26 protein-coding genes are annotated in these 25,739 nt (G+C 70.0%); 15 read left to right on the plus strand and 11 right to left on the minus strand.

The window, feature by feature from the left end; translation table 11 throughout:
- Positions 1–86: 86 nt before the first annotated feature.
- The 9 genes from GGR04_RS04335 (at position 87) to GGR04_RS04375 (ending at position 7,780) form a co-directional block, all read left to right on the plus strand.
- On the plus strand, positions 87–494 hold the full coding sequence (locus GGR04_RS04335) for an ATPase, T2SS/T4P/T4SS family (RefSeq protein ID WP_183198194.1): 408 nt from the start codon (positions 87–89) through the stop codon (positions 492–494).
- Positions 491–1,699 (plus strand): type II secretion system F family protein, encoded by a 1,209-nt coding sequence (locus tag GGR04_RS04340; protein ID WP_183198196.1) that lies wholly within the window; start codon positions 491–493, stop codon positions 1,697–1,699. The genes GGR04_RS04335 and GGR04_RS04340 overlap by 4 nt, the downstream gene beginning before the upstream one ends.
- Positions 1,696–2,172 (plus strand): GspH/FimT family pseudopilin, encoded by a 477-nt coding sequence (locus GGR04_RS04345; protein WP_210291617.1) that lies wholly within the window; start codon positions 1,696–1,698, stop codon positions 2,170–2,172. The genes GGR04_RS04340 and GGR04_RS04345 overlap by 4 nt, the downstream gene beginning before the upstream one ends.
- The gene (locus GGR04_RS04350) at positions 2,169–2,573 is read left to right on the plus strand and encodes a type IV pilus modification PilV family protein (protein ID WP_183198200.1); all 405 of its coding nucleotides are present in this window, start codon (positions 2,169–2,171) and stop codon (positions 2,571–2,573) included. Before GGR04_RS04345 ends, GGR04_RS04350 begins: the two co-directional genes overlap by 4 nt.
- Positions 2,570–3,280 carry a hypothetical protein gene (locus tag GGR04_RS04355; protein ID WP_183198201.1) on the plus strand — a complete coding sequence of 237 codons (711 nt, stop codon included), beginning with the start codon at positions 2,570–2,572 and terminating at the stop codon, positions 3,278–3,280. Before GGR04_RS04350 ends, GGR04_RS04355 begins: the two co-directional genes overlap by 4 nt.
- A 199-nt stretch (positions 3,281–3,479) precedes the next feature.
- Positions 3,480–5,603: a type II secretion system secretin GspD gene (gspD, locus tag GGR04_RS04360; protein WP_183198203.1), complete on the plus strand. Its 2,124-nt coding sequence runs from the start codon at positions 3,480–3,482 to the stop codon at positions 5,601–5,603.
- A gap of 6 nt (positions 5,604–5,609) precedes the next feature.
- On the plus strand, positions 5,610–6,620 hold the full coding sequence (locus GGR04_RS04365) for a type II secretion system protein GspK (RefSeq protein WP_183198205.1): 1,011 nt from the start codon (positions 5,610–5,612) through the stop codon (positions 6,618–6,620).
- 116 nt (positions 6,621–6,736) lie between these two features.
- Positions 6,737–7,183, plus strand: a complete 447-nt coding sequence (gene gspG, locus GGR04_RS04370) for a type II secretion system major pseudopilin GspG (protein ID WP_183198207.1) — start codon at positions 6,737–6,739, stop codon at positions 7,181–7,183.
- Positions 7,184–7,231: 48 nt separating this feature from the next.
- On the plus strand, positions 7,232–7,780 hold the full coding sequence (locus GGR04_RS04375; protein ID WP_183198209.1) for a prepilin peptidase: 549 nt from the start codon (positions 7,232–7,234) through the stop codon (positions 7,778–7,780).
- A gap of 10 nt (positions 7,781–7,790) precedes the next feature.
- On the opposite strand, the gene GGR04_RS04380 is transcribed toward GGR04_RS04375, so the two are convergent.
- Entirely contained in the window at positions 7,791–8,582 is a 792-nt protein-coding gene (locus GGR04_RS04380; RefSeq protein WP_183198211.1) for a hypothetical protein, read from the minus strand.
- 748 nt (positions 8,583–9,330) lie between these two features.
- Here GGR04_RS04380 and GGR04_RS04385 point away from each other — a divergent pair.
- Positions 9,331–10,854, plus strand: coding sequence for a phospholipase D-like domain-containing protein (locus tag GGR04_RS04385; protein ID WP_183198213.1), 1,524 nt, complete (start codon positions 9,331–9,333; stop codon positions 10,852–10,854).
- A 15-nt stretch (positions 10,855–10,869) separates the two neighbouring features.
- Here the strand turns inward: GGR04_RS04385 and GGR04_RS04390 are convergent, their stop codons facing one another.
- From GGR04_RS04390 to GGR04_RS04400, 3 genes are read right to left on the minus strand one after another with little or no spacing between them, the layout of a single operon-like run.
- A complete protein-coding gene (locus GGR04_RS04390) occupies positions 10,870–11,322 on the minus strand; it encodes a response regulator (protein ID WP_183198215.1) in 453 nt (150 codons plus the stop codon).
- A gap of 22 nt (positions 11,323–11,344) precedes the next feature.
- Positions 11,345–12,394 carry an HWE histidine kinase domain-containing protein gene (locus GGR04_RS04395; RefSeq protein ID WP_312857397.1) on the minus strand — a complete coding sequence of 350 codons (1,050 nt, stop codon included), beginning with the start codon at positions 12,392–12,394 and terminating at the stop codon, positions 11,345–11,347.
- A complete protein-coding gene (locus tag GGR04_RS04400; protein WP_183198217.1) occupies positions 12,391–13,827 on the minus strand; it encodes a DUF7125 family protein in 1,437 nt (478 codons plus the stop codon). Before GGR04_RS04400 ends, GGR04_RS04395 begins: the two co-directional genes overlap by 4 nt.
- A gap of 378 nt (positions 13,828–14,205) precedes the next feature.
- Between GGR04_RS04400 and paoA the strand changes: the two genes are divergently transcribed.
- The 3 genes from paoA to paoC are packed head-to-tail and all read left to right on the plus strand — an operon-like array spanning position 14,206 to position 18,006.
- A complete protein-coding gene (gene paoA / locus GGR04_RS04405) occupies positions 14,206–14,844 on the plus strand; it encodes an aldehyde dehydrogenase iron-sulfur subunit PaoA (RefSeq protein ID WP_183198219.1) in 639 nt (212 codons plus the stop codon).
- A complete protein-coding gene (locus tag GGR04_RS04410; protein ID WP_183198222.1) occupies positions 14,841–15,791 on the plus strand; it encodes an FAD binding domain-containing protein in 951 nt (316 codons plus the stop codon). The genes paoA and GGR04_RS04410 overlap by 4 nt, the downstream gene beginning before the upstream one ends.
- Before the next feature lie 4 nt (positions 15,792–15,795).
- Entirely contained in the window at positions 15,796–18,006 is a 2,211-nt protein-coding gene (paoC, locus tag GGR04_RS04415) for an aldehyde oxidoreductase molybdenum-binding subunit PaoC (RefSeq protein WP_183198224.1), read from the plus strand.
- Positions 18,007–18,061: 55 nt separating this feature from the next.
- Here paoC and GGR04_RS04420 read toward each other — a convergent pair whose 3' ends face one another.
- From GGR04_RS04420 to GGR04_RS04430, 3 genes are all read right to left on the minus strand, one after another.
- On the minus strand, positions 18,062–18,292 hold the full coding sequence (locus tag GGR04_RS04420) for a tautomerase family protein (protein WP_183198226.1): 231 nt from the start codon (positions 18,290–18,292) through the stop codon (positions 18,062–18,064).
- Positions 18,293–18,442: 150 nt separating this feature from the next.
- On the minus strand, positions 18,443–18,856 hold the full coding sequence (locus tag GGR04_RS04425) for a cyclophilin-like fold protein (protein ID WP_246392665.1): 414 nt from the start codon (positions 18,854–18,856) through the stop codon (positions 18,443–18,445).
- A gap of 51 nt (positions 18,857–18,907) precedes the next feature.
- Positions 18,908–19,663: an SDR family NAD(P)-dependent oxidoreductase gene (locus tag GGR04_RS04430; protein ID WP_183198229.1), complete on the minus strand. Its 756-nt coding sequence runs from the start codon at positions 19,661–19,663 to the stop codon at positions 18,908–18,910.
- Positions 19,664–19,837: 174 nt separating this feature from the next.
- Here GGR04_RS04430 and GGR04_RS04435 point away from each other — a divergent pair, with 174 nt between their 5' ends.
- Positions 19,838–20,728 (plus strand): LysR family transcriptional regulator, encoded by an 891-nt coding sequence (locus GGR04_RS04435; RefSeq protein ID WP_183198231.1) that lies wholly within the window; start codon positions 19,838–19,840, stop codon positions 20,726–20,728.
- Between the two features lie 220 nt (positions 20,729–20,948).
- A complete protein-coding gene (locus tag GGR04_RS04440; RefSeq protein ID WP_183198233.1) occupies positions 20,949–21,422 on the plus strand; it encodes a (R)-mandelonitrile lyase in 474 nt (157 codons plus the stop codon).
- Positions 21,423–21,762: 340 nt separating this feature from the next.
- Here the strand turns inward: GGR04_RS04440 and GGR04_RS04445 are convergent, their stop codons facing one another.
- The 4 genes from GGR04_RS04445 to GGR04_RS24385 all read right to left on the minus strand — a co-directional run bounded on the left by GGR04_RS04445 (position 21,763) and on the right by GGR04_RS24385 (position 25,543).
- Positions 21,763–22,326 carry a DedA family protein gene (locus GGR04_RS04445; RefSeq protein WP_183198235.1) on the minus strand — a complete coding sequence of 188 codons (564 nt, stop codon included), beginning with the start codon at positions 22,324–22,326 and terminating at the stop codon, positions 21,763–21,765.
- A complete protein-coding gene (locus GGR04_RS04450; protein ID WP_183198237.1) occupies positions 22,323–22,889 on the minus strand; it encodes a hypothetical protein in 567 nt (188 codons plus the stop codon). Before GGR04_RS04450 ends, GGR04_RS04445 begins: the two co-directional genes overlap by 4 nt.
- Positions 22,886–24,436 (minus strand): glucose-6-phosphate dehydrogenase, encoded by a 1,551-nt coding sequence (zwf, locus tag GGR04_RS04455; RefSeq protein ID WP_183198239.1) that lies wholly within the window; start codon positions 24,434–24,436, stop codon positions 22,886–22,888. Before zwf ends, GGR04_RS04450 begins: the two co-directional genes overlap by 4 nt.
- Before the next feature lie 66 nt (positions 24,437–24,502).
- Positions 24,503–25,543 (minus strand): HWE histidine kinase domain-containing protein, encoded by a 1,041-nt coding sequence (locus GGR04_RS24385; protein ID WP_183198241.1) that lies wholly within the window; start codon positions 25,541–25,543, stop codon positions 24,503–24,505.
- Positions 25,544–25,739: the final 196 nt, after the last annotated feature.

The raw sequence follows: 25,739 nt of genomic DNA on the forward strand, positions 1-25,739 counted from the left end.
TCGCTTCGATCGAGCGTAGCGCGGGAGCATCTATGGATTGTTAATCATCTTCCGCACTTCTTGAATGGCCAACGGGGGATCGGTCGATGCGGGTTTGGGGTTCGAAGCGGCGGCCGACGGCGGTGATCGCCGATCGCCGGGAGGACGCTCGCCTCGAAACCTTGCCGACGCCGCACGGCTTCGTAGAGCCCGGCGTGCTGGTGCGCCCGCAGATCGAAGTGCTGTTGCTGCGCCCGCTCGGCCAGTCCTGCCGCGACGGCGACGATGAGTTGCCCGGCTTTCCCACCCCGCTCGCGGCGCGCATCGACGCGATGGCGAACCGGCCGAGCGCCATCTTGCTCGTCACCGGGCCGACCGGCTCGGGCAAGACGACGACGCTCCACACCAACTCGGCCGCCACCTCGGGGACGCGCCTCGTCGATATGGGCGTCGAACCCTTTCTCCTGGCCGCGCTGCCGAACGGCGTCCATCTGGCAGCGGGAGGCCGGGCATGACGCATTTCCGCTTCGAGGCGCTGGACGCCAAGGGACTGCGGCGGTCGGGCCGGGTCGAGGCCGCGACGCGCCCCGAGGCCATGGCGCTCGCCGCGGCCGGCGGGGCACGCGTCACCCGGCTCGAGCCGGTCTCCTCTCGCACCAGCCTCTGGACTCGAGACTTCGGCGGCGGGGCGTCGCGCGCCCATCTCCTGCCGATCCTCAAGGATCTGTCGCTGCTGCTCGGCGCCGGGCTGACCATCGACCGCTCGCTGCGGCTGGTGATCCGCCAGGCCCCCGATCCCGTCAAACCGCATCTCGAGGCGATCCTCGCCGACGTCCTGTCCGGTCTCGCGCTGTCGCGGGCTCTGGCCCGCCATCCCCAGCTCTTCCCGCGCGACGTGATCGAGGTCACGGCAGCCGGCGAGCTGACGGGAACGCTCAGCCGGGTCCTGTCCGATCTCGCGCTGTCGCGGGCCCGCGCCGAGGAGATCCGGCGCACGGTCGTCTCGGCCCTCATCTATCCCGCGCTGCTCTTGACGATGGCGCTCGGCATCGTCGGCCTCGTCCTCGCCGTGCTCGTGCCCTCGCTGGAGCCGCTCTTCGACCAGCCCGACGTCGCCCCGCCCGCCATCATCGCGCTGACCCGCTCGCTCCGCGGCCTTCTCGCCGACCGCTGGCCGATCCTTCTCGCCGGGCTGCTCGGTGCCGTGGGTGCCCTCGCCTTCGCGTGGCGCCGGCCGGGTTTCGCGAGGGCGCGCGAGGATGCGCTGTTCCGGGCGCCGCTTCTGGGGCCGGTGCTCGTGGGCATCGAGATGGGGCGGCTCTGCCGCATCCTCGGCACGCTGCTCGGCGCGCAGGTGCCGCTGCCGGCGGCGATCGACGCGGCGCGGCAGGTGCCCAAAAGCCGCGCCGTGCGCCATGCCGTGTCCGAGGCCGCGCGCCGCATTCCCGAGGGCGCGCGCCTCGCTGCGGCGCTGTCGGACCTCGAACCGCTGTCGCCGATGACGCTGCAGATGATCGCCACCGGCGAGGAGGTGAACCGGGTGCCGGACATGCTGATGCGCGCGGCCGAACTGCACGAGGAGACGGTGCGGACGCGCATCGATCGTCTGTTCACGGTGATGACCCCGCTCATCACCGCGCTGATGGGCCTCGTCGTCGGCGGGCTGATCCTGTCGATCATGAGCGCGATCTTCTCCGTCAACGATTTGGCGACCCAGTGACCGGCAACCCGGTGCCACCCGACGTGGCAGCCGAGGCCGGCTTCACGCTCGTCGAGATGCTCGTGGTCCTCGCGATCCTGGCGGTGACCGCCGGGATCGCCGGCGCCTCGATGTCGCGCGGCGGGCCGGAGCGCCTGGTGCGCGCCACCGCCGAGCGCCTCGCCGCCGATCTCGCGCGCACCCGCATCGACGCCATTCGCGCCGGCGACCGGCGCGATCTCGTGTTCGACGGCGAGAGCCGCGCCTGGCAGCGCGCGGGCGCGCGGCCCGTCCCCCTGCCCGCCGGCGTGACGCTCGACCTCACCACCGCGCGCGAGGCGCGCGCCGCCTCCCCCGCGGGCGGGCGCTCCACAATTGCCTTCCTGCCGGACGGACGCTCCACCGGCGGGCGTATCGACATCCGCATGGGCGAGACGCGGCGCAGCCTGACGGTGGAGTGGCTCACCGGCGTGGTGCGAGCCTCGGCGCCATGAGCGCGGCGCCCTCCAAGCGCTCGGACGAGGACGGGTTCGCGCTGGCGGAGGTGCTGGTGGCCTTCGCCATTCTCGCCCTCGTGACGCTGGCGATGATGCGTGCCTTCGGCGGCTCCACCGCGAGCGTCGCGGCGGTGGCCCGCAGCGACGCTCGGCTGGATCTCGCCGAGCGCATCCTCGAGCGCGCGCGGGCGGCGCCCTGGCTGGCGCCCGCGCGCCGGCAAGGCGTCGAGGACGGCCTCGCCTGGTGGTCGCTCGTCGAGCCCGTGGAGGGGGCCGGCCTCCCGCCGCCGGAGGGCGCGAAGCGCCTCGTGAGGGTGACGGTCGGCGTCGGCGGCAAGAGCACGCCGGCCACCGCGCCCCTGCTCGGCACCCTCGTGCTGACGGGCGCACCCCGATGAGCGCCTCCCCGGTGTGCCCCTCCCCGGTGTGCCCCTCCCCGGTGTGCCCCTCCCCGTCAGTGTGCGACGACGATCCCGAAGCCGGCACGACCCTCGTGGAACTCCTCGTCGTGCTGGCGCTCATGGCGCTCATCACTCTCGTGATCGGCCAGGGCCTCGACGCCGTGCGGCGGATGTCGCCGCTGGCGGGCCGGATCGACGCCGCCGCCGAGACGGCCCTCGTGCGCGACCATCTGATGCGCAGCGTCGGCGAGGCGCTGGCGGATCTGCCGCTGGCGGGCGCCGCCCCGTTCGACGGCACGCAGGCCGCGATGCGGTTTCTGGCGCCGAGCGATCCCGTCCTCGAAGTCGACGGCATCCAGCGCATCACGCTCTCGCTCGCCGCCGCCAAGAACGGTCTCGACCTCGTGGAGCTGCGCGGAGTGGCGCGCGGCGATCTCGCGATCGACGCCGCGCTGCCGGGCGAGACGAGGACCGTGCTGATCCGGGGCATCCGCGCGGCTCGCTTCGCCTATGCCGACGCCCCGCTCGAAGGCGAGGGCGAAGGTGAGCCGGACTGGCGTCCCGAATGGCACGCGCTTGGTCAGTCGCCCGCGCTCGTTCGGATCGAGGTGGAGCTTCCCCCGAAGGACAGCCGGCGCTTCGCCCCGCTTCTGATCCACCCGGCGGCCTCGACCGCCGTGGCCGACAAGCGCAGCCGACGCTGATCCTTGAGGCACCCGCGGGCCCGTCGCGGTCCCGTCGCCGACCCGCCGAAATTGCACAGTGAAACGAACTAATCCCTTGTCCGATAAGGCTTTCAAGCTTCGATCCACCTTGCCGGGCTAGGCCTGTCCTTCAGAGGACTATGTCGGCTCCCGCACCGATCAGGTTCGCAGCCCGAGGTGCGGATAAAGTGGAATCGCCATGCGAGTCGGAATCGGACTGGTCGATGGACGCCGCCCCGCCACGGTCCTGCTTCTCACCCTGGCGCTCCTGTCCTCCGCCTGCACGCCGCCGCCACCGCCGCCCGGCGGCCCGACGACCACCGTGCGCACCGGACTGGAGGCGACGCGCTCGCTGAGCACGCCGCGCCAGCGAACCAGACGCCAGGGCATCTTCGACCGGGCGTCCCGCCCGACGCCGACCGAGGTGACCCTGTCCAGCGGTTCGCGCGCCGATGCGGCGCCGCTCTTCACGGATCAGGGCGAGACCGTGACGCTCAACCTCGTCGACGTTCCCATCCGCACGGCGGCGAACGCCATCTTCACCGAGATCCTCCACGCCAACTACGTCCTCGGCGACGACGTGTCCGGCACGGTGACCCTGCAGACATCGAAGCCGGTCTCCAAGCAGGCGCTCGTCGACAGCTTCCAGTCGGTTCTCGCCGCCAAGGGCCTGTCGATCGTCGAGACCGGCGGCATCTACCGCATCAGCGCCGGGCAGGATCCGATGCAGACGGGCAGCCTGTCGTTCGGAAACGGACGGGACGTCCAGGTCGGCAACGGCGCGCGCATCGTTCCCCTGCAGTCGATCTCGGCCGCCGAAATGCAGCGCATCCTGGCGCCGATCGCGCCGAGCGGCGTGCTGCGGGCCGACACCGCCCGCAACGTGCTGGTGCTCACCGGCACCGCCGAGCAGATCCGCTCCATGCAGGAGGCCATCGCCCTCTTCGACGTCGACTGGATGCGCGGCCAGTCCGCCGCGATCTTCCCGCTGCAGAGCGGCGGCGACGCGGTGGCGATCACCAAGCAGCTGGAGGCGCTGTTCTCCACCGACGGCGGACCCGGCGAGGGCGCCGTGCGCTTCGTGCCGAGCCGCGAGCTGAACTCCATCCTGGTGATCGCGGCCAACCAGCGCCACCTCGCCCGGGTCCGCGACTACATCGCCAAGCTCGACTACGTGGCCTCGGCCAACACCACCCAGAACTTCGTCTACAAGGTGGAGAACCGTCCGGCCAAGGAACTGGCGACCATCGTGCAGGGGATGATGGCGAGCGAGGGCGCGAGCGGCGTCGCGTCCGGCCTCTCGGCGATCCGCTCGACCGTCGGCTTGAGCGGCGAGGCCGCCGGCTCGGCCAGCCTCGACGCCGCGACGCCGGAAGACGCCGCCGAGGCCACCCCGACCGCGGCCGGCAAGATGATCGTGGTGGCCGACGAGCCCAACAACGCCCTCATCGTCGTCGCCACGAAGGCCCAGTACGACCGGCTCCTGCCGATCCTCGTCGCCTCCGACAAGATGGCCAACCAGGTGCTGATCGAGGCCGTGATCGCCGAGGTCACCCTCAACGACCAGCTGAAGTTCGGGCTGCGCTGGTTCTTCGAGAACAACGGCGGCAAGGGCAAGGGCCGCCTCAGCGACGCCGCGAACGGCGCCATCGCGGCCGTGGCGCCGGGCTTCTCCTACTTCTTCAGCGACGTGAACTTCCAGGTCGTGCTGAACGCCCTCGCCTCGATCACCAACGTCAAGGTCATCTCCTCGCCCACCCTCACCGTCCTCGACAACCGGACGGCGCGCCTGCAGATCGGCGACCAGGTTCCCGTGGTGACGCAGACCGCCTCCGCCACCAGCGCCTCGATCGACGCGCCGATCGTCAACAAGGTGGAGATGAAGGACACCGGCGTCATCCTGTCGGTGACGCCGCGGGTCAACTCGAACGGCCACGTCCTCCTCAACATCGAGCAGGAGGTCAGCGACGTCGTGCGGACCACGAGTTCGGGCATCGATTCGCCCACCATCCGCCAGCGCAAGGTCGCCACCACCGTGGTGGTCAGCGACGGCCAGAGCATCGCGCTCGGCGGCCTCGTGCAGGAATCGCGCGAGAAGGGCAACGAGTCCGTGCCGGTGCTCGGAAACGTGCCGGTGCTCGGCGCGGCCTTCCGCAACCGCTCCGACGTGAAGAAGCGGACCGAGCTCGTGATCTTCATCCGGCCGCGCGTGATGCGCAACGGCTCGGAGGCGGAGGCGGTGACGCGCGAGTTCCGCGAGGGTCTGGCGCGGCTGGGGCTGGAGGACCGCGATCCCACCACGATCCAGCGCATCGTGCGCTGACCCCGGATGGCGCGCCGCGAGGGCGAGGGCGAGGGCGACGACGGGTTCGTGCTCCTGACGGTGCTCGTGGTGATCGTGCTCTTCGTCGGGCTCGCCGCCAGCCTTGCCGTGAAGTCGCGCCTGCTGGCGATGCAGGCGGCCAACCGCGGCGTCGCGACGCGCGCGCAGGCCCGCGTCGACGGTGCCGCGCTCTTCGTCGCCGACGCGCTGCGCCCCGTGCCCCGGCGCCCGCTCGACGCCGAGGCCGTTCTCGCCGCGGCGACCGCGGGCAGCACCGGCGCGAACGCCCCCGCCCCTGCTCTGCCCGCACCCCTGCCGCTGCCCGTCGACGGATCGCCGGTCGTCTGCCGGCTGTCCGACGACGGCACGCGCCTCCTCGTCCGGGTGGTCGACCAGGGCGGGCTCGTCGATCTGAACGGCGCGCCGGTGGCGATGCTGCGGGCGGTCTTCGCCGCTGCCGGGCTCGACGGCCAGATCGCGCTGCGCCTCGCCGACGAGGTGGCCGACTTTCGCGATCCCGATGACGACCCGCAGGCGAACGGCGTCGGCGAACGCGCCCAATATGCGCAGAAGGGCCTGCCCTGGGGGCCGCGCAACGGCGCCTTCGGCGATGTCGGCGAGATCGCCCAGCTTCCCTCGGCCGACCCCGCCGCGCTGGCTCGCATCCTGCCGCTGCTCACGGTGTGGAACCCGCGCGCCGGCGTCGATTTCACGGCGATGGACGTCGCCGCGCGCGCCCGGCTGGCCGCCGACGCGGCGCGCCAGCCGGACCTCGCCCGCTGGCAGCTCGCGAGCGAACGCGGCCGGTTCAGCGTCGAGATTCGGCTGATCGACCCTCGCGGCGTCGCCAAGGCGGCGCGCGGAGCCCTCGTCGGCTTCGACGGCGACACGCCCGGGGAGCTCCGCGTACAGCGCTGGTGGCGCCCGCTCTCGCAGCCCTCGTCCGGCGAGACCGAGGGCAACGACGCTCCCGTCTGCGGTTCGTTGCGAAGGGTGCTCGACATCGGAGGCCGATGACCGCTCCGACCGGCGCGATTGCCGTGCATTCGGGCCGCGGGATTCACCGGATCGCAAAGGCCGTCCGCTAGTCTCCGGCGATGATCGAGGAGCCGAAGCGGCCGAGAGGGAACACGATGCAGCCGACAGCCGACACGCGGACGAACGAGGCGGCCCCCGAGGGCGAGGCGGGCTTCACGCTGGTGGAGCTTCTGGTGGTGCTCGCCATCATCGCGCTCGTCGGCACCCTGGTCGGTCCGCGCGTCCTCGGCTACATCGGCATGGCCAAGGCGGACACGGCGGCCTCGCAGATCCGCAACCTCGCCAGCGCGGTGGAGCTCTATTATCTCGACGCGGGGTCCTATCCGACGGCGGACCAGGGGCTGGCGGCGCTGACGCAGGGCGACGGCACGCCGGGCTGGAACGGGCCGTACCTCAAGCAGTCCACCGGCACCCTGGACCCTTGGGGACGCGCCTATCTCTACGAGCCGACGGCGGGCAGCTTCCACATCGCCTCGCTCGGACGCGACGGCAAGCCCGGCGGATCGGGCGAGGACACCGACCTGTCGGGCGGCGGCAACTGATGAAGCGCCGGCCGGCCCCGGCCGCGCACGGATAAGGCGAACGTCCCCATGCCGACCGGCACCGCTCTAGACGCCGGCCTCGAGACGGCCTTTCTCGTGGCGCTCGGCGTGGCACTCCTCGCGGTCGCCGTGACCGATGCCCGCGAGCGCCGGATTCCCGACGTCTGGAACCTCGCGATCGCGCTCCTCGGCCTTGCGCGGCTGATCGCGCTCCACCCCGCGCAGTTCGTCGACCGACTGCTCGACGCGGCCGCGATCGGGTCGCTGCTGCTGCTGCTGCGCTGGGTCTACCGCCGGATGCGCGGCCGGGTCGGGCTCGGGCTCGGCGACGTGAAGTTCGTCGCCGCCGCCGCGCTGTGGACCGGCCTCTCCGACATGACCCTCGTCATTCTTCTGGCGTCGCTCGCCGCCCTCGTGTGGCTGGGCGGGCTGCGGCTGGTCGGCGGTTCGGTCGGGCGCGGCACACGGCTCGCCTTCGGACCGTTCCTTGCGGGCGCACTCTTCGCGGTTCTCGTCTTCGACGCCGCGTCGCCCGCCGCCGGCGACGAAGCCTGGCCGATCGAGGACCCCGCGGATTTCGGTTTGAGCGTACCGTGACGGCTGCGCCTCACACCGCGCCGCGTCGATCCGGCCCCTCGTAGCGGGCCGCGCCCCGACCGGCCGGCATCAGCAGCAGGATCGCCGCCGCGGCGAGCGCCATGCCGATCAGCCAGAGCGCCATGATGGCGGCGAAGGACGCCGCATAGTTCCATTCGCGCAGCACGCCGAGCGCGAAGGCCAGCACCCAGGACGCCCCGGACACCGCGCCGCAGGCGACGAAGGAAACGCGCTCGCGTTTGCGCCAGCGCCCGTCGATCGAGCGGCCGAGCGATCGGGAAAAGGTCGGCAGAACGCGAATGTGCAGCATGAAGGCGTTCACCGTCAGCGCCGTGACGACGACGACCTTGGCCCAGATCTTCGGGTTGGTCAGGAAGGCGGGATCGGCCAGCACCGCGAGCCAGGTGAGCGCGACGCCGGAGGCCCAGAGCAGGGCGAACCCCACGAGCACGATGCGTCCGCCGACCTCGAGATGTTCGCTCGCGTGGACCGGCGCACGCCCGCTGCGCAGCCACGCGAGCGCGGTGCCGTCGAGCGTCATGGCGGTGCCGAAGCCGAGGCAAAGGCCGACGAGGTGGATCATGCGCAGCAGCGAGCGCAACTCGACGGGCGGCAGGAAGGCCGGCAGGAAGGCCGGCACGGCGGCGGCCTGCACCTTCTCGTGCAGGAAGTCCGGTGCGAGAAACCCGCGAAGGTCTGCGGACAGGTCGCTCGCCCCGGCGATCGCACAGGCACCGAGGAGAGAGGCCAGCGCGATCGGCAAGGTCAGGGCGCGCGGCCAGATGCATGAATGTCCGGTCATCGATGCAAGCATCCGTCGGTGCAGAAAGGGTTCGTCGTCTTGGTGCATCGGAGTTTATGCGGCCAGCCTCAACAACGGTTTAAAGCGAGTCGCGAGATCAAGCGCTGAATTAGGAAGTCGTACTGACGATCGACTGGCGAACGCCGTGCGCAAGGGCCGAAGGATCTTGAACCTGGACTCCGATCCGGGTTCGCGGACATCGCTCTCGCGCGAAGGTCGGGCGGTCCTGCGCCCTCCCCCCGTCGACCCGGACCGCCCCCTTGCGCAGCGCAATAAAAGCAAGGGAACCTGCGACATTCCGGTCCGTTCTTCCCGCAACCGGCGGGTGTCTCGCCTGGACGGCGCGGAGGCCCCATGGGCGAGGATCAGCATGGGCGGAGATCAGATCAGGGCACGAAGACGAAATTCGGCAGGCGACAGAAACGTTCGCCAGCCGATGGTTCGGCACGAAGCGACCTTGGCGGAAACGTCGTGAAGGACCATTTCCCCTGAGCGCGGCTCACTCCGCCGTCTCTCGGGAAGCGGCAACCTTTCGCCAGGCCGCTTCCCTCCTTCTGCCCGAAGCGTGAAGCGTTCCCATGTCCTGCAGAACTGTTGCCGTCTCGGTGCTCGCCGTCCTCCGGACGGTCCCCGAAGTTCTTCTCGTCGTCTTCGCGACGCCGATCGCCACCGCCGCGCTCCGGCTCGGACGAGTGGCCCATGTCAAGGCCTGGCTCGGCCACGAATCGACTTCGACGGGGGTCGCGCGATGACGACTCACAACCTGCAGGCGGCAAGCGTCGCCGAACCGGACGAGCGCGCCTCGCCGCTCCAGCCCGGCCACAACTGCCAGCGCATCGAGCGGGCGACCCGCGCCTCGGTGATCGTCGACGCCGACGACTATTTCCGATGGGCGCGCGCCGCGATGCTGAAGGCGCGCCGGCGCATCGTCCTCGTTGGCTGGGATTTCGACGGGCGCATCACGCTCGGGCGGGGCGAGGATGGCGACGAGGCGCCCGAGAAGGTCGGCGACTTCATCTACTGGCTGGCGCGCAACCGGCCCGAACTCGAAGTCTACCTGCTGCGATGGGATCTCGGTGCGCTGAAGACGCTGACGCGCGGCTCGACGATCTTCACCGTGCTGAAGTGGATGAGCCATCCGCGCATCCACACCAAGCTCGACGGCGCCCATCCCTTCGGCGGCTCGCACCACCAGAAGATCGTCGTGGTCGACGACAGCTTCGCCTTCTGCGGCGGCATCGACATGACCGAGGACCGCTGGGACACGCGCGAGCACCGCCACGAGGACACGCGCCGACGCCGGCCGAACGGCACGATGTACAAGCCCTGGCACGACGCGACCACCGCCGTCGAAGGCCCGATGGCGAAAGCCATGGCGCAGGTCGCGCGCGATCGGTGGCACCATGCGGGCGGGCGGGCGATGGAGCCGGTGGAGGATCTGCCCTCCTGCTGGCCGGACGGCTTGCCCGCTCACTTCACCGACATCGACATGGCGGTGTCGCGCTCGGCGCCCGAGATGCCCGGCGAGGATCCCGTGCGTGAGATCGAGGCGCTCTATGTCGATCAGATCGCCGGGGCCAAGCGCCTGATCTACGCCGAGAGCCAGTATTTCGCCTCGCGGCGCATCGCCGAGGCCATCGCCAAGCGACTGGACGAGGAGGACGGTCCCGAGATCGTCGTCGTCAACCCGCTGACGGCGCAGGGCTGGCTGGAGCCGATCGTGATGGACACGGCGCGCGCGCGCCTCGTCGAGGCGCTGCGCCGACGCGACCGGCACGGCCGCTTCCGCATCTACCATCCGTTCACCGACGGCGGCGAGGCGATCTACGTCCATGCCAAGATCCTGATCGTCGACGACCGGAGCCTCAGGATCGGCTCGTCCAACATGAACAACCGCTCGCTGCGGCTCGACACCGAATGCGACGTGACGATCGACGGGAATCTGGTCGGAAACGAGGGGTTGGGCGAGACGATCGTCGCGATCCGCGACGACCTTCTGGCCGAGCACCTGGGCGCCGACACCCGGACGGTGGCGCAGCGGGTGGCCGCCACGGGATCGCTGATCGCGACCATCGAGGCGATGCGCGGGCCGGGCAAGAGCCTGCGCCCCTACGAGACGCCGGACCTCAACGCGGTCGAGGAATGGCTGGCCGACAACGAGGTTCTCGACCCCGAGGGGCCGGAAGAGATGTTCGAGGCCTTCAGCGAGCGGGGCCTGTTTCGAAAGCTGCGCGGGCGCTTGCGAGCTCGCAGGCGCCCCGGCGCGAACTGAGGGAGACCGGGCTTGCTAAGGGCGACCGAGCGCCGCGCCCATCGAACCCGCTGCCGTAGCGGCGCCGTCGTTCGCGCGCTTGCCGGGCCGAGGCTCACGCAACAAGTCCAATGCCTCGCCGAGCTTTCCCATGTCGATCGGCTTGGTGAGGATCGCCAGCGAAAGGTGGCCATAGTCGGCGGCGACCTCGGCCTGTCCGGTCAGGAAGATCGACGGGATGCCCCGCTCGTGCAGCCATTCGGCGGCGGCCGGACCTGTGCGCCCGTCCACCAGGTCGATGTCGATGAGGGCGCCGTCGAACGCCAGTTCGCCGCCGCTGGCACGGAGCGCGGCGAAACTGTCGAAGGAGCCGACCACGGCATGTCCGAGATCCTCGACCATCTGTTCGACATGGAAGACGATGAGCGGATTGTCCTCGACATGCAGGATGCGCAAGGGAGCGGGGCGGGGCGGGGCGTCGTCGTTCATGCGCCACCAACGCAGTCTGCCGTCAGGGGTTGCCCGCGACCCGCGAAAGAGGCCCCGACGCCTCGCAGATCAACCCCGCCCGGTCGAAGACGAGCGTCGGACTGCGGCCGAGCATGGCCTTCAGCGCCGACCGCAGATAGCGTGTGCCGTAGCCCACCCGCACGGGTTCCTCGACGGGCGGCCCGCCGCTCTCGGTCCATCTCATGGCGAGTTCCGCCCGATCGTCGCCGACGAGCGACCATTCGAACGCGACGCGGCCCTCGGGCCGCGACAGCGCCCCGTACTTGATGGCGTTCGTCGCGAGTTCGTGCAGGCAGAGCGCCAGCGTCGTTCCCGCCTCGCGGGTGAGCAGGATCGCGGGGCCGCGAACCGCGATGCGTTCGAGCCCCGCCTGGCGATAGGGCTCGAAGGTCAGCTCGGCGATCTCCGACAGCGCCACGACCTCGCCCTCGGCGCGGAAGACGGCCGAATGCACCTTGTCGAGCGCGCCCAGCCGACCGCGAAAGTCGGCGGCGAACCCGTCGAGGGTGGTCGCGCCGCGACGCGTCACCTCGAAGATCGACGCGACGCTGGCGAGGATGTTCTTGACGCGGTGGTTCAGTTCGCGCCGCAGCTCGATCTCGCGCGAGATGTGATCGCGCACGTCGCGCTGGCGAAGCCGCGCCAGCAGCGCCGACTGGACGCCGCTGACCAGTTCGACCGCCGTCACCGGGCGCTTGTAGAAGAGTTGTCGCGCCCGTGGCCAGGCGGCGCTGAGCTCGGCCTTGATCCGGGCATCGGGCGAGCCGCGATCGAGAAGCACGACGATCGGCATCTCCGACCACGCCTGCTGGCCTTGCAGATGCGCGGCGACGGCCTCCATCACGGCACGCGTCAGCGCCTCGTGCGTCAGCAGGAGGACGCCGGGCGCCGCCGAAAGGCGGTCGGCGAGTTCCGCGATGCCCGACGCCACGTCGACGCCGATCTCGTGCTCGTCGAGCATCTTGGCCAGATACGCCGCGTCGCTTCGATAGGGCGCGAGCACCAGTACGTGGTCGAGCGCCGAGACGTCGTCGGGCCGGGGAACGTTCACGCTTCCGGAAGCGGGTTGTAGGGAACGACGCTGATCCCCGAACTCCGGATGAAGAGCTCGTGGACGTCGAGGTCGTGCGGGCCGTGGCGCTTCTTGACGACGGTGATGTTGCGCCGGAGCCGCCCGTCGTGCTCGGTGATGCGCAGCAGCAGCACCGTGTCGCCGAGGAAGCTGACGTCGACGTCGATCCCGACATTCTGCCCGAGCAGGCCGTGCTGGGCGACGATGAGCATCGTCAGCACGCCGGCCCGCGCCAGATATTTCAAGAGGGACTGGATGTCGCGAACGGCCTTCTCGCGATGCGGCAGCGAGTTGAGATAGCCCGTGAAGCTGTCGATCACGACGACGCGCGAACGCTCCGTCGAGACGATGCCCTGCACCACCTGCGCGAATTCGCCCGGCGAGATCTCGTTGGGATTGAAGTCGCGGATGATGAGCTTGCCGCTCTCGTAGAACGGACGCAGCGCCATGCCGAGGCCCTCGGACCGGCGGAAGAAGGTCTCCAGCCGCTCCTCGAACAGGAACAGCGCGACGCTCTCGCCCCGCTCCAGAGCGGCGGTGGCGTAGAGCGAGGCCATGGTCGACTTGCCGGTTCCGGACTGGCCGATGACGAGGGTGATCGTGCCCGATTCCTGCCCGCCCCCGAACATGTCGTCGAGCATCGCGACGCCGGACTTGATCAGTTCGGGCTGGGTCTGCTCGACCACCGCGCCGGGAACGATGCGCGGGAAGACCACGACCCCCTGCCCCTCGCGAATGGCCATGTCGTGATAGCCGTCGGCGATGGGAACGCCGCGCATCTTGCTGACCTCGATCCGCCGGCGCACCGCGCCGTAATCCTCCAGCGACTTGTGGAAGCGGATGACGCCGTGGGCGATGCCCTCGACCTCCTCGCCGTTCATCGACTGACCGTTCTGCGTGTCGAGCAGCAGCGCCACGACGTTGCGCTTGGCCAGAAACGCCTTGAAGCCGATCAACTCGCGGCGGAAGCGCGGCGTGTCGCCGGTGATGAGGCGGATCTCGAGGAGCGAGTCGTAGACGAGGCGGTTCGGCCGGTGCTCCTCGATGGCCCGCTCGATCGCCTGGCGCGTCTCGTCGAGCCGCAACTCGGCGGTCTGGAAGATCGTCTGGTCGGAGGCGCCGTTGACGCTGTCGGAGGCGGAAAGCTCCTCGACGCGAATGCCGTCCATCGTCCAACCGTGCGAATGGGCGATGCTTTCCAGCTCCGACTTGGTCTGCGAGAGGCTGACATAGATGCATGTCTCGCCCGCCGCGACGCCGGCGAGGAGGAACTGAAGGGCGGCGGTGGTCTTGCCCGCCCCCGGGGCGCCCTGCAGCATGTAGAGGTTGGAGGGCGGCAACCCGCCGCGCAGGATCTCGTCGAGACCGGGAATGCCCGAGGAAATCGGCGGAGGGGTCTTGCTCTCGGTCATCTCGTCTCCGCACGCCGCGTCCGGGGCGAAGGTGCCGGGACAGTCTCTTTGTCATCGGGGGCGCCGTCGGCAAATGCAAGCCCGGCCTGTGCCCCTGAAACCCCGCGTTCGGACGCGCCGACCGACCCCGATCAACCCGAACGCAGGACACGATGCCGTCAGGACACGGGAGCCGAGCCCGCTCCCGTCGCATTCATGAGCCCACGATATAAGAGCATTTCGATTTCGACGGGTAATGAACCCGCCAGTTTAGACTAGTTTCAATCTACGACGGAAATCTCGATGCCAGTCATCGGGTTTCACCGACCCACTTTCCGGCCCGTCCGCCGCCTGTGCGCGGACAGGGCCTGTCGGAAGCGCTCGACGAAAGAAAGAGCCATGACGAGAACGACCGATTTCGAACTGAACCGGAGGGACCTGATGGTCAGCGCTTCCGCCTGCGTGGCAACCACGATGCTTCCCTCTTCCGCCTCAGCGCAAGCCGGCGCCCCGACCGAGAGCCCCGTCACCGCGAAGGTCTCCTTCCGCGTGAACGGCGAGTCTCGTGCGCTGGATCTGGACCTGCGCACGACGCTGCTCGACGCGCTGCGCGAGCATCTGCATCTCACCGGCACCAAGAAGGGCTGCGACCACGGCCAGTGCGGCGCCTGCACCGTAATGGTCAACGGGCGGCGCATGGTCTCCTGCCTGTCGCTCGCCGCGATGCACGAGGGCGACGAGATCACCACGATCGAGGGGCTCGGCACGCCCGACCGGATGCACCCGATGCAGGACGCCTTCCTCAAGCACGACGGCTACCAGTGCGGCTACTGCACGCCCGGCCAGATCGTCTCGGCCGTCGCCGTGCTCGCCGAGGTGAAGGCCGGCATTCCCAGCCACGTCACCGCCGATCTCACGGCCACACCCGAAGCCTCGAACGCCGAGCTGCGCGAGCGCATGAGCGGAAACCTCTGCCGCTGCGGCGCCTATTCCAACATTGCCGAGGCGATGACCGAGGTTGCCGGGAGGCCCGCATGAAGTCCTTCACCTTCGAGCGCGCGACCTCGCCCGCCGACGCCGCCAAGGCCGCGAGCGCCAGACCCGGCGCCAAGTTCATCGCGGGCGGCACCAACCTCCTCGACCTGATGAAGCTGCAGATCGAGACGCCGCAGCATCTCATCGACGTCAACGGCTTGAGCCTCGACACGATCGAGCCGACCGAGGACGGGGGTCTGCGCATCGGCGCGCTCGTGCGCAACACCGATCTCGCCAGCGACGAGCGCGTGAAGCGCGACTACGGCGTGCTGACGCGGGCGATCGTCGCCGGCGCGTCGGGCCAGCTGCGCAACCGCGCGACCACGGCCGGCAACCTCCTGCAGCGCACGCGCTGCCCCTATTTCTACGACACCAACATGGCCTGCAACAAACGCGCGCCGGGCTCCGGCTGCTCGGCGATCGAGGGCTATTCGCGCCAGCTCGGCATCGTCGGCACCAGCGACGCCTGCATCGCGACCAACCCGTCCGACATGAACGTCGCCCTGCGCGTGCTCGACGCCGTCGTCGAGACGGTGAAGCCGGACGGCGCGACGCGGGCCATCGCCATCGCCGACTTCCACCGCCTGCCCGGCGACACGCCCCATGTCGAGACCGCGCTGGAGGCGGGCGAGCTGATCACCGCGGTGACGGTGCCCAAGCCCCTCGGCGGTCGCCACATCTACCGCAAGGTGCGCGACCGCGCGTCCTACGCCTTCGCGCTGGTCTCGGTGGCGGCGGTGGTGCAGCCGGACGGCACGGGACGCTTTGCCTTGGGCGGCGTTGCGCCCAGGCCGTGGCGCGTCGAGGCGGCGGACGCCGAGATGGCGCGCGGCGCGAAGGCGGCGGCGGGCCGGCTGCTGGCCGATGCCCGGCCGAGCGAGCACAACGCGTTCAAGGTCCCGCTGGTCGAGCGCACGCTCGGCGCGGTGATGGCGCAGGCGAGGAGCTGATCCCATGAAGTTCGACACACCCGCCACGACGAACCCGATCGACCGGATGAAGGTCGTCGGCCAGCCCTACGAGCGTATCGAGGGCCGCCAGAAGGTCACCGGCACCGCGCCCTACGCCTACGAGCACCACGAGTTCGGCGCCGACACCGCCTACGGCTACGTCGTCGGCTCCGCGATCGGCAAGGGTCGGATCTCCGCGTTGCATCTCGGCGAGGCGCAGAAGGCGCCCGGCGTGCTGGCGATCGTCACGGCCGAAAGCGCCGGCGAGCTCGGCAAAGGCAAGTTCAACGTCGCCAAGCTGCTCGGCGGTCCCGCCGTCGACCACTACCATCAGGCCCTGGCCCTGGTGGTGGCCCGCAGCTTCGAGGAGGCGCGTTCGGCCGCCGCTCTCGTTCGCGTCGATTATGCTCGCGAGGACGGACGCTACGATCTCGAAGCGCTGAAGGACGGCGCGCCCCTCTACACGGGCGGCGAAGCCCCGGCCGAAGATCGCCTCGGCGACTTCGAGACGGCCTTCGCCGAGGCGCCGATCCAGCTCGACGCCGAATACACGACACCCGACCACAGCCATTCGGCGATGGAGCCGCAGGCCTCCACGGCGCGCTGGGACGGCGACGAACTGACCATCTGGACCTCGAACCAGATGATCGACTGGGGCGTCACCGATCTCGCGACGACGCTCGGCATGCCCAAGGAGGAGATCCGCTTCATGTCGCCCTTCGTCGGTGGCGGCTTCGGCGGCAAGCTGTTCCTGCGCACCGACGCCGTGCTCGCCGCGCTCGGCGCGAAGGCCACCGGGCGTCCGGTGAAGGTGGCGCTGACGCGCCCGCAGGTGGCCAACAACACGACGCACCGCCCCGCCACCATCCAGCGCATCCGCATCGGCGCGGGAGAGGACGGGCGCATCGCCGCCATCGCGCACGAAAGCACCTCCGGCAACCTCAAGGGCGGCGATCCCGAGAATGCCGTGGCGCAGACCAAGCTCCTCTACGCCGGCGCTCATCGTCTGGCCTCCATGCGGATCGCCGAGATGGACCTGCCGGAGGGCAACGCCATGCGCGCGCCTGGCGAGGCGCCGGGCCTGATGGCGCTGGAGATCGCCATGGACGAGATGGCCGAGAAGCTCGAGCTCGACCCGATCGAATTCCGCGTGCTCAACGACACGCAGGTCGATCCGATGAAGCCGGACCGGCCCTTCTCGCAGCGCCAGCTGGTGGAATGCCTTCGCCAGGGCGCCGAGCGCTTCGGCTGGAACGCCCGCAATCCGCGCCCCGGTCAGGTGCGCGACGGGCAGTGGCTGGTCGGCGTCGGCGTCGCCGCGGCCTTCCGCAACAACATGACCCTGCCGTCGGGCGCGCGCGTCCGGCTGGGGCGGGACGGCGTCGTCACCGTCGAGACCGACATGACCGACATCGGCACCGGCTCCTACACGATCATCGCGCAGACGGCCGCCGAGATGATGGGGCTGCCCCTGTCGCGCGTCGCCGTGAACTTGGGCGATTCCAGCTTCCCCGTCTCGGCGGGTTCGGGCGGCCAGTTCGGTGCGAACTCTTCGACCGCCGGCGTCTATGCGGCCTGCGTCAAGCTACGCGAGGCCGTCGCCGCCAAGCTCGGCTTCAATTCGGCCGACGACCTCACCTTCGCGGAGGGCGAGGTGCGGTCCGGCAACCGCTCGGTGCCGCTGGCCCAGGCGGCCGCCGACGGCGAAATCACCGTGGAAGACACGATCGAGTTCGACCAGGGCTTCACCGATGCCGAGCAGCAATCGACCTTCGGCGCGCATTTCGTCGAGGTCGGCGTCGACCGGGCGACGGCGGAGGTACGGGTACGCCGCATGCTCTCGGTTTGCGCGGCGGGCCGCATCCTCAACCCGATGACGGCGCGCAGCCAGGTCATCGGCGCGATGACCATGGGCGTCGGCGGCGCGTTGATGGAGGAACTCGCCGTCGACAAGCGCCACGGCTTCTTCGTCAACCACGACCTTGCCGGCTACGAGGTGCCGGTGCATGCCGACATCCCGCACCAGGAGGTGATCTTCCTCGACGAGACCGACCCGCGCTCCTCACCGATGAAGGCCAAGGGCATCGGCGAGCTCGGCCTCTGCGGCGTCGGCGCGGCCGTGGCCAACGCCATCCACAACGCGACGGGCATTCGCGTCCGCAACTACCCGATCACGCTGGACAAGCTGATCGAGGATCTGCCGGACGTCGCCTGACGGTGCGGGCGGGGGCGCACCTATTCGCGCCCCCAATGCCCCCTGGTGCCCGCCGTCAGGTCCGTCCGTAGCCGGGCTTGACGTAAAGTCGATCGAGGTTCGGCTCGATCTCGGGAATGTAGACGGCCTTGGTCCATTCCGCCATCGGCACGTCCTCGATGGCCACCGACACGGCATCCTCGCCGCAGCCGATCGTGGAGGTGAGCGCCTCCGCCATCCTGCGGGCGAGCGCCTGCTTCATCTCTTCGGATCGTCCGGCGCCGAGCTTCACGACGACATGGGGCATCTCGAGCTTCCTTCGATCACAGGGGTCGTGCCCCTCCCGCGGACGCGGTGATGGCGCGAAGATGACACATCTCCCCGCTTCCGTCAGCGGTTCCGCGTCAACCGCGAAGGCCGGGACGGCCAACGACCACGCCCGCCAAGCCGATGCGCGTCAGGGTGCAAGCGGCGCGAGATGGATCTCGACCTCCCCCGGCCGGTCGAAGATCGAGACGTCTCCATCAACCTGTCCGAGAACCACGATACCCGGCCGGGGAACGCGGCCGCCGCGATAGTAGATCACGAAGTCGCCCGATCCCCAGAGCCCGAGCGTTCCCGGCGAGAAATCGCGCTGGCGGGGCACCTCCGGCAGCGGCGACGGCAGATCGCCCGTCTTCTCCTGGCGAAGATGGTCGCTCATCCGGAGGGTGATCGGCAGCATCCTCGCAAGCGCGCGGGCGGCCTCGTTGTCGGCGAGATCGGCCATCACCTCGCCCCAGGGCGACGTGATGCGGATGCGGTCTTCAGCCATGACGGTTTCTGCCGAGAGCAACGTGAGGATGACGGCGGCGACGGGAGCTTTGCGCATTCCAAGGTGCCTCTTGTCGATGTTCGGGTGCAGCCTTCTCTTCACCGGGGCTCACAGCGACCAGCCGCCGTCGACGGCGATCGAGGCGCCGGTGACGAAGGCGCCGAGGTCGGAGCACATCCAGAGGACGGCCTCGGCGATCTCTTCCGGCTGGCCGAGCCGGCCGACCGGCTCGAGGTCGATCGCCTTCTGAATGTCGCCGTCGGTGAAGCGGTCCATCATCGGCGTCGCGACGTTGCCGGGCAGGACGCAGTTCACGCGGATGTCGCGCCGGGCGTAGTCGAGCGCGGCGGACTTGGTCATGCCGATCATCGCATGCTTCGACGCGGCATAGGAGGCGCCGCCCGCGACGCCGCGCACGCCCGCGCCCGACGCGGTGTTCACCACGACCCCGCCGCCCTGGCGCAGCATCTGCGCAATCTCGTGCTTCATGCAGAGGAAGGTGCCGCGCAGGTTGACGTCGAGGATGCGGTCCCATTCCTCGATCTCGATCTCGTGCAGCGGCGTCGCCTTGTTCTCGACGCCGGCATTGTTGAAGGCGCAGTCGAGCCGGCCGAACCGCTCCACGACACGCGCAAGCGCCGCCTCCACCTCGTCCGGCCGGGAGACGTCGCAGGCGATCGCGAGCACCTCGCCGCCCGCCTTCGCGAGGGCATCGGCGGTGCCGCGCAGGGCATCCTCGCTGCGATCGAGAACGGCGACACGCGCGCCCTCGGCCGCGAACGCGAGGGCGGCGGCGCGGCCGATGCCGCTGGCCGCGCCGGTGACGAGCGCGACCTTGCCGGTGAAACGGGGGAATGACGACATGGGGATTTCCTTCGCGATCGAGGTGCGGGCGGGGTGCGGCGCTCTCGTTCGAGGTGCGCCGGCCGGCCGTGCGGAACGATGCCGCGCTTGCACGCCCCCGACACCTATCGTCTGGACCCACAGCCGATTACCCGTTAGATCGCGCATGAAGTGATAGACGAGGATTATCAATCCGTGCGCGAGAATGTCGGCGGCCTCCTCGCCGTCCTGGCCGTGGCCCGGGCCGGCAGCTTCACCCGGGCGGCGAAGGAGCTCGGCATCTCGCAGCCGGCGCTCAGCCACACCGTGCGCGAACTCGAGGCTCGGCTCGGCGTGCGTCTTCTGAACCGCACCACGCGCAGCGTCTCGACCACCGAGGCCGGCGAGCGCCTGCTGCGAACCATCGCGCCCCATTTCGACGGGATCGAGGCCGGCCTCGCCGCCCTGACGGAGGTGCGCGACAAACCGGCGGGCACCGTGCGCATCACCGTCGGCGACACGCCGGCGGAGGGCATCATTCTGCCCGTCGTCGCCAAGCTCCTGCCGGACTATCCCGACCTTCGCGTCGAGATCAGCGTCAATGCCGGTTTCATCGACATCGTCGCCGAGCGCTTCGACGCCGGCGTGCGCCTCGGCGACACGGTGGCGCAGGACATGGTGGCGGCCCGCATCAGCCCGGACATGCGCATGGCGATCGTCGGATCGCCTGGGTACTTTGCGGCCCGAAGGGCGCCGGCGACGCCCCACGATCTCGCTGCGCATAGTTGCATCAACCTGCGCTACACCGCGACCAGCGGATGGGCGATCTGGGAGTTCGAGAAGGCGGGCGAGGCCGTCAACGTGCGCGTCGAGGGCCAGCTTCTCGTCAATTCCAACACGCTGGCCAGGCTGGGGGCGCTGGAGGGGGCGGGCCTCGCCTATCTGCCCGCCGATTACGTGCAGCCGTTCGTGCGCTCCGGCGCCCTGGTCAGCGTGCTCGAGGACTGGTGCGACCCGTTTCCCGGCTATTTCCTCTACTATCCCAGCCGCCACCAGCCCTCTGCCGCCTTCCGCCTCGTGGTGGACGCGCTGCGCCATCGCGACTGAACTCGGGCGGCGCTTCGCAACGGCCCGAGGACACGCGTCGTCCATCGGCGAACCGGATTAATCGATTCCACACATAAGTGCATGTCGTTCGTGCACCCTAATCGACCGGACGGGGGTAGCCTAAATTCGGATGATCATGACGAGGCGCGGGTGAAGACCCGGATAGGCCGACACTTATCCCGTCGCCGACTCTCATCCGATGCCAGCAACGAGAGGCACCATGACGCTCATGGCAACCACGACCGCATCCGCCACCCTTCTCGCCGCCGCAGCGCTGGCGCAGGACACCCCGCGCATCTCGGTCGTGCCGACCGAGGCGGTGGAAGATTTCAAGCCCAATCCTCCCGAGAACTTCACGGGCGACGTCCGCCTCGGAGGTACGTTCAAGGCGGCGGCCCCCGGCCGGTTGGGCGGCGGAACGGTCGTCTTCGCACCGGGCGCGCGCACCAACTGGCACAGCCACCCCGCCGGACAAACGCTGATCGTCATCGACGGCGCCGGCTTCGTGCAGGCTTCGGACGGACCGCGGCAGGAGATCAAGCGCGGCGACATCGTCACCATCCCGGCTGGCGTCAAGCACTGGCATGGCGCGCAGGCCGGCCAGGCGATGACGCATATCGCGATCGCCGAGGTCGTCGATGGCGCAGCGGCCACCTGGATGGAGCCGGTCACCCACACCCAGTACGGGGGCTGAGACGCGGCGCGTCGCCTCGGCCAACCTCGACGCTCCCCGCCCGAGAGTCCCATGGGTCGAGATCGACCGGGACACGCTCGCATCCGCCGAGCGGTCCCGACGTTCGTCGGCCGGCGCGCGCAGCGTTCGGGACGAAGGGCCGCATCGACGGGGATCGGTGTCTCGCCGAGCGGCGGTGGAAGCCGACCCCGGCATGGCCCGATGCCTCGGCCGATGCCGGGACGGATCGCTTGGGCGACGCGATCGGGACGGTGCTCTCGCTTGGACCTCGGCCGCGCCAGCGAAGCGCTTCAACCATCTGAGGTTCGACGACAATGCTCCCGGTCTCGCCGCGAAGGCCCTAATCCTTGCGCCAGCGGTGCCGCATCCAGACGGCGAAACCGAGCGCGACCGATCCGGCGCCCGCCAGCCCCGCGAGAAGCGCGTGCTCGGACTTCAGACGACCGAACAGCGCTTCGATGCCATGGCCGAACCAGTAGCCGGCGGAAACGAAGAGGAGCGCCCAGGTCGCGGCCGCGACGGCGTTGATCACGAGGAAGCGCCGCACCGAGAGGCGCGTGGTTCCGATGGCGACGGGGCTGACGGTTCGAAACCCGTAGACGAAGCGGAAGCCGAAGGTGAAGAGCACCGGGCGCTTGTCGAATTCGGCGAGAGCCCGGGCGAAGAACGGCTTGGCGCTGAGGTGCCGAACCAAGCCGGCATCACGGAAGTAGCGGCCGCAGAGGAAGAAGATCTGGTCGGCGACGAACGAACCGAGCGCGACCGCCACGGCGACCTGCGGGAACGGCAGGGTTCCGCGGTGGGCGATCAATCCGGCCAGCACCGCGGCGGTCTCGCCTTCGATCCCCGCCGCAAGGAAAATCGCAGGCAGCCCGTACTCGGCGATCAGCGTCTCGACGCTCATGGCGAGGTCAGGATGTCGCCGGGCGCCTCGTTGGCACAGGCGACCTCGACGTCGAAAGACCGCGGCTCGGGGGAGACGGCGCTGTCCTCGATCCCGCATTCCCGCGCGTCCGCACCCTGGCGCCGGGTGTCCTCGGCCAGGGAGTCGGCATAGGGGACGGGCGCTTGCGGATCGCGGTGGAGCCGCCGCTGGTCGGGATGGATCGGCGCGGCGCCGAGGTTCCACCAGATCTCCTTCACCTCCTCGCCGTGATTTCCCTTTACGTCGGCGAGGCCGGACAAGCGCTCCCTGCGGACCGCGCCGACGCCGTTCCAGAACCCGGGCGACAGGAGGCGCCCATGCTGGCGCACGTCGCAGAAGCCGGTGATGCCATCCTCGCGCCAGCGATAGCCGAGCAAGCGGGCATGGTTGTGCGGCAGGGTACGCCAGGCGGGTCCGTCCCTGCGCGAGGTGCTTCCTCGGCTCCGGAAGAGACAAGGCTCGCGGCGGCGCCCCTCCGCGTCGTCGGCTTCGCGCAGGCGCTGCTCCTCGGCGGGGTCGACGATCGGAGAGCCGGCGCTCAAGCGGCGGGCCTCGCTACCGGCCCGCCATCGACGCGCGCGTCCGGGTCGTCGCCGAGCGGCGTCCAGCGGTGGCCGCCTCGCGCCAGCAACGCGTCGGCGCCCGCCGGCCCGTCCGAGCCCGCCGCGTAGAGCTCCGGGCTGCCCTGGCTCCAAGCCTCGATCAGCGGCTCGACCACGGCCCAGGCGGCCTCGATCGAGTCGGCGCGCTGGAAGAGCGTGGCGTCGCCGCTCATGCAGGCGTGGAGCAGAGTCTCATAGCCGACATTGGGCGTGCGCTGGAAGAACTCGTCGTGGCGAAAGACCTGCGCGACCGACGCCGGGACCAATCCCGGGCCGGGCCGCTTGGTCTGGAACTCGGTTCGCACGCTCTTCTCTCCGTCGATCTGGAGGATCAACCGGTTGGGCGCGGGCGTGCCGCCGCCGGCTTCCGCGAAGAGCGGGTGCGAGGCGGGCTTGAAGGTGACGACGATCTCGGTGCGGTGCGCGGCGAGGCGCTTGCCAGTGCGCAGGTAGAACGGCACGCCCGCCCAGCGCGGCGCATCGATCGTCAGCTTGAGCGCGGCATAGGTCTCGATGGCGCTGTCCGGCGCGACGTTCGGCTCGTCGCGGTAGGCGAGGCGCGCCTCGCCGTTCAGCGTGCCCGCGCCGTACTGCCCGCGCACGGCATCGCCCGGCTCCGCCGGACGCACGGCGGCAAGGAGACGGGCCTTGGCATCGCGCACTGGCTTCTCCGCGAGGCTCTCGGGCGGCTCCATGGCGAGCATCGCCAGAAGCTGGAAGAGATGGTTCGGCACCATGTCGCGCAGCGCACCGGCCCGCTCGTAGAAGCCGCCCCGCTCCTCGACGCCGAGCGTCTCGGCGGCGGTGATCTCGACATGGTCGATATGTTCGCCCGACCAGACGGGCTCGAAGATCCGGTTGGCGAAGCGCAGCGCCAGGATCGCCTGCACCGTCTCCTTTCCGAGAAAATGATCGATCCGATAGATCTGGCTCTCCGCGGCCACCGAGAGAAGCTCGGCGTCGAGGGCGCGCGCCGAGGCGAGATCGCTGCCGAAGGGCTTTTCCACCACGAGGCGGCGGAAGGCGCCCTCGCTCTCGCCCAGCAGTCCGGCCCGGCCGAGCCCGAGAACGATCGGCGAGAAGAAGCGCGAGGACACGGCGCAGTAGAAGACGGCGCTGCCTTCGAGACGGCGGCCCAGCGCCTCGAAGGTGGCGGGAACGGTGATGTCGCCGCGCAGGTAGGAAAAGCGCGAGCGCAGCGGACCCCAGATCTCCTCGCGGATGGTGCCGGCGTTGAACTCGGCGCCGGGGTCGGCGGCGAGGTCGTGCAGGGCGCGGGAGATCCCGTTCGCCCAGGTTCGGTCGTCCATCTCGGCCCGGTCGACGCCGAGCACACGCATCGACCCGTCGAGCATCCCGGCGGCGGCGAGGTCGTAGAGCGCGGGCACGAGGAGGCGCTTGGTGAGATCGCCCGCCGCGCCGAAGATCACGAGGGTGCAGGGGGGCGCGACCGGTCCGGCGGGGATGGGAAGAACGGGCTGCGTCATGACGGGACTCTCGAAGACGAGACTGCGGATGGGTTTACGTCGAAGCGGGCGGGGAGGCGGGCGGCGTCAGGGAACCTTCCATTCCGACTGTTCCGTGCCGAGGCCATCGGCGGGCGCATCGAGCTGGAACACGACGCCGTCCCCGGCGAATCGAAGCTCGGCCGTGCCGCCGAACTCGGCCGCGAGCACGCGCTCGATGATCTTCACCCCGTATCCGGGTGTCGCCGGCGCCGTCACGGGCGGCCCGCCCGCCTCCTGCCATGTCAGATGGAAGTGCCGGTCCGCGACCGTCCAGCGGATCGACACCGTTCCCGCCGCGTTGGACAACGCCCCGTGGCGGCGCGCGTTTTCGCCGAGTTCGTGCACGGCGAGCGACAGCATCGTGGCGATGCGCGGCTTGATGCGAACGTCGGGGCCCTCCACCTCGAGCCGCTCCGCCACCTGATCGTGGAGCGGGTCGAGCGCGCCGCGCACGACGTCGCCGACCAGCGCCGATCCCCAGGCCTCGCGCGTCATCACGTCGTGGCTGCGGGCAAGCGCGCGAAGGCGCCCCGCGACGGACGCGGCGACGTCCGTCGGCACCGTCGCCCGGCGCAGCGTCTGCTCGACGAGGGTCTGGACCGTGGCCAGCGTGTTCTTGACGCGATGGTCGAGCTCGCGCTGCAACAGAAAGGCGTGCTCCTCGGATCGCTTGCGGTCGGTCACGTCCATCTGCGAGGCGAAGAAGTAGACGAGGTCTCCACCCTCGAAGACCGGCGACAGAAGCAGCGCGTTCCAGAAGGTCGTGCCGTCCTTGCGATAGTTGAGGATGTCGACCTGGGTGGGCTCGGGCACCGAGATCGCCCCGCGCAGCTTCGCGACGGCGTCGTCGCGGGTCGCGGGCCCTTGCAGGAAACGGCAGTTGCGCCCGAGAACCTCGTCGCGCGGGTAGCCGGTGAGGTCCACGAAGGCGTCGTTGCAGAAGACGATCGGGTTGTCGGGGCGCCTCGGGTCGGTGATCACCATCGGCATCCGGGTCGTGCGCACGGCCGAGGCGAACGGATCCCGGCTGCTTCCCGACGGAATGTCGATCTCGTCCTCGACGCTCGGGCGTAGCCTGTCGTCCACGGTTACACCCTTCTCGGCGGCCGAGGGACGGTCATCCCTCCGAGGTCTCCGGTGCGCTTAACGTGGCACCGCGCCAGACGATCCATCGCTCGCGCGAATGTCTCGTCGAGGCGGGTCGCGTCACCGCCACGGCCGCGTCCTTGCTCTACGCGACGACGTCGGCCCGATCATTCCTTCACGATCATCCCCACGGTTT

The sequence above is a fragment of the Aureimonas pseudogalii genome, assembly GCF_014196835.1.
In the GTDB taxonomy this organism is placed as follows: domain Bacteria; phylum Pseudomonadota; class Alphaproteobacteria; order Rhizobiales; family Rhizobiaceae; genus Aureimonas; species Aureimonas pseudogalii.

What these genes read in the sequence shown, in the direction of transcription:
- GGR04_RS04445 (WP_183198235.1), bottom strand. Translation starts at nt 22,326, where the DNA reads ATGAGCGTCGAGACGCTGATCGCCGAGTACGGGCTGCCTGCGATTTTC.
- GGR04_RS04430 (WP_183198229.1), bottom strand. Translation starts at nt 19,663, where the DNA reads ATGTCGTCATTCCCCCGTTTCACCGGCAAGGTCGCGCTCGTCACCGGC.
- GGR04_RS04380 (WP_183198211.1), bottom strand. Translation starts at nt 8,582, where the DNA reads ATGACCGGACATTCATGCATCTGGCCGCGCGCCCTGACCTTGCCGATC.
- paoA (WP_183198219.1), top strand. Translation starts at nt 14,206, where the DNA reads ATGACGAGAACGACCGATTTCGAACTGAACCGGAGGGACCTGATGGTC.
- GGR04_RS04400 (WP_183198217.1), bottom strand. Translation starts at nt 13,827, where the DNA reads ATGACCGAGAGCAAGACCCCTCCGCCGATTTCCTCGGGCATTCCCGGT.
- GGR04_RS04420 (WP_183198226.1), bottom strand. Translation starts at nt 18,292, where the DNA reads ATGCCCCATGTCGTCGTGAAGCTCGGCGCCGGACGATCCGAAGAGATG.
- GGR04_RS04425 (WP_246392665.1), bottom strand. Translation starts at nt 18,856, where the DNA reads ATGCGCAAAGCTCCCGTCGCCGCCGTCATCCTCACGTTGCTCTCGGCA.
- zwf (WP_183198239.1), bottom strand. Translation starts at nt 24,436, where the DNA reads ATGACGCAGCCCGTTCTTCCCATCCCCGCCGGACCGGTCGCGCCCCCC.
- GGR04_RS04375 (WP_183198209.1), top strand. Translation starts at nt 7,232, where the DNA reads ATGCCGACCGGCACCGCTCTAGACGCCGGCCTCGAGACGGCCTTTCTC.
- gspD (WP_183198203.1), top strand. Translation starts at nt 3,480, where the DNA reads ATGCGAGTCGGAATCGGACTGGTCGATGGACGCCGCCCCGCCACGGTC.
- GGR04_RS04335 (WP_183198194.1), top strand. Translation starts at nt 87, where the DNA reads ATGCGGGTTTGGGGTTCGAAGCGGCGGCCGACGGCGGTGATCGCCGAT.
- GGR04_RS04385 (WP_183198213.1), top strand. Translation starts at nt 9,331, where the DNA reads ATGACGACTCACAACCTGCAGGCGGCAAGCGTCGCCGAACCGGACGAG.
- GGR04_RS04355 (WP_183198201.1), top strand. Translation starts at nt 2,570, where the DNA reads ATGAGCGCCTCCCCGGTGTGCCCCTCCCCGGTGTGCCCCTCCCCGGTG.
- GGR04_RS04410 (WP_183198222.1), top strand. Translation starts at nt 14,841, where the DNA reads ATGAAGTCCTTCACCTTCGAGCGCGCGACCTCGCCCGCCGACGCCGCC.
- gspG (WP_183198207.1), top strand. Translation starts at nt 6,737, where the DNA reads ATGCAGCCGACAGCCGACACGCGGACGAACGAGGCGGCCCCCGAGGGC.
- GGR04_RS04365 (WP_183198205.1), top strand. Translation starts at nt 5,610, where the DNA reads ATGGCGCGCCGCGAGGGCGAGGGCGAGGGCGACGACGGGTTCGTGCTC.
- GGR04_RS04350 (WP_183198200.1), top strand. Translation starts at nt 2,169, where the DNA reads ATGAGCGCGGCGCCCTCCAAGCGCTCGGACGAGGACGGGTTCGCGCTG.
- GGR04_RS04390 (WP_183198215.1), bottom strand. Translation starts at nt 11,322, where the DNA reads ATGAACGACGACGCCCCGCCCCGCCCCGCTCCCTTGCGCATCCTGCAT.
- GGR04_RS04440 (WP_183198233.1), top strand. Translation starts at nt 20,949, where the DNA reads ATGACGCTCATGGCAACCACGACCGCATCCGCCACCCTTCTCGCCGCC.
- GGR04_RS04340 (WP_183198196.1), top strand. Translation starts at nt 491, where the DNA reads ATGACGCATTTCCGCTTCGAGGCGCTGGACGCCAAGGGACTGCGGCGG.
- paoC (WP_183198224.1), top strand. Translation starts at nt 15,796, where the DNA reads ATGAAGTTCGACACACCCGCCACGACGAACCCGATCGACCGGATGAAG.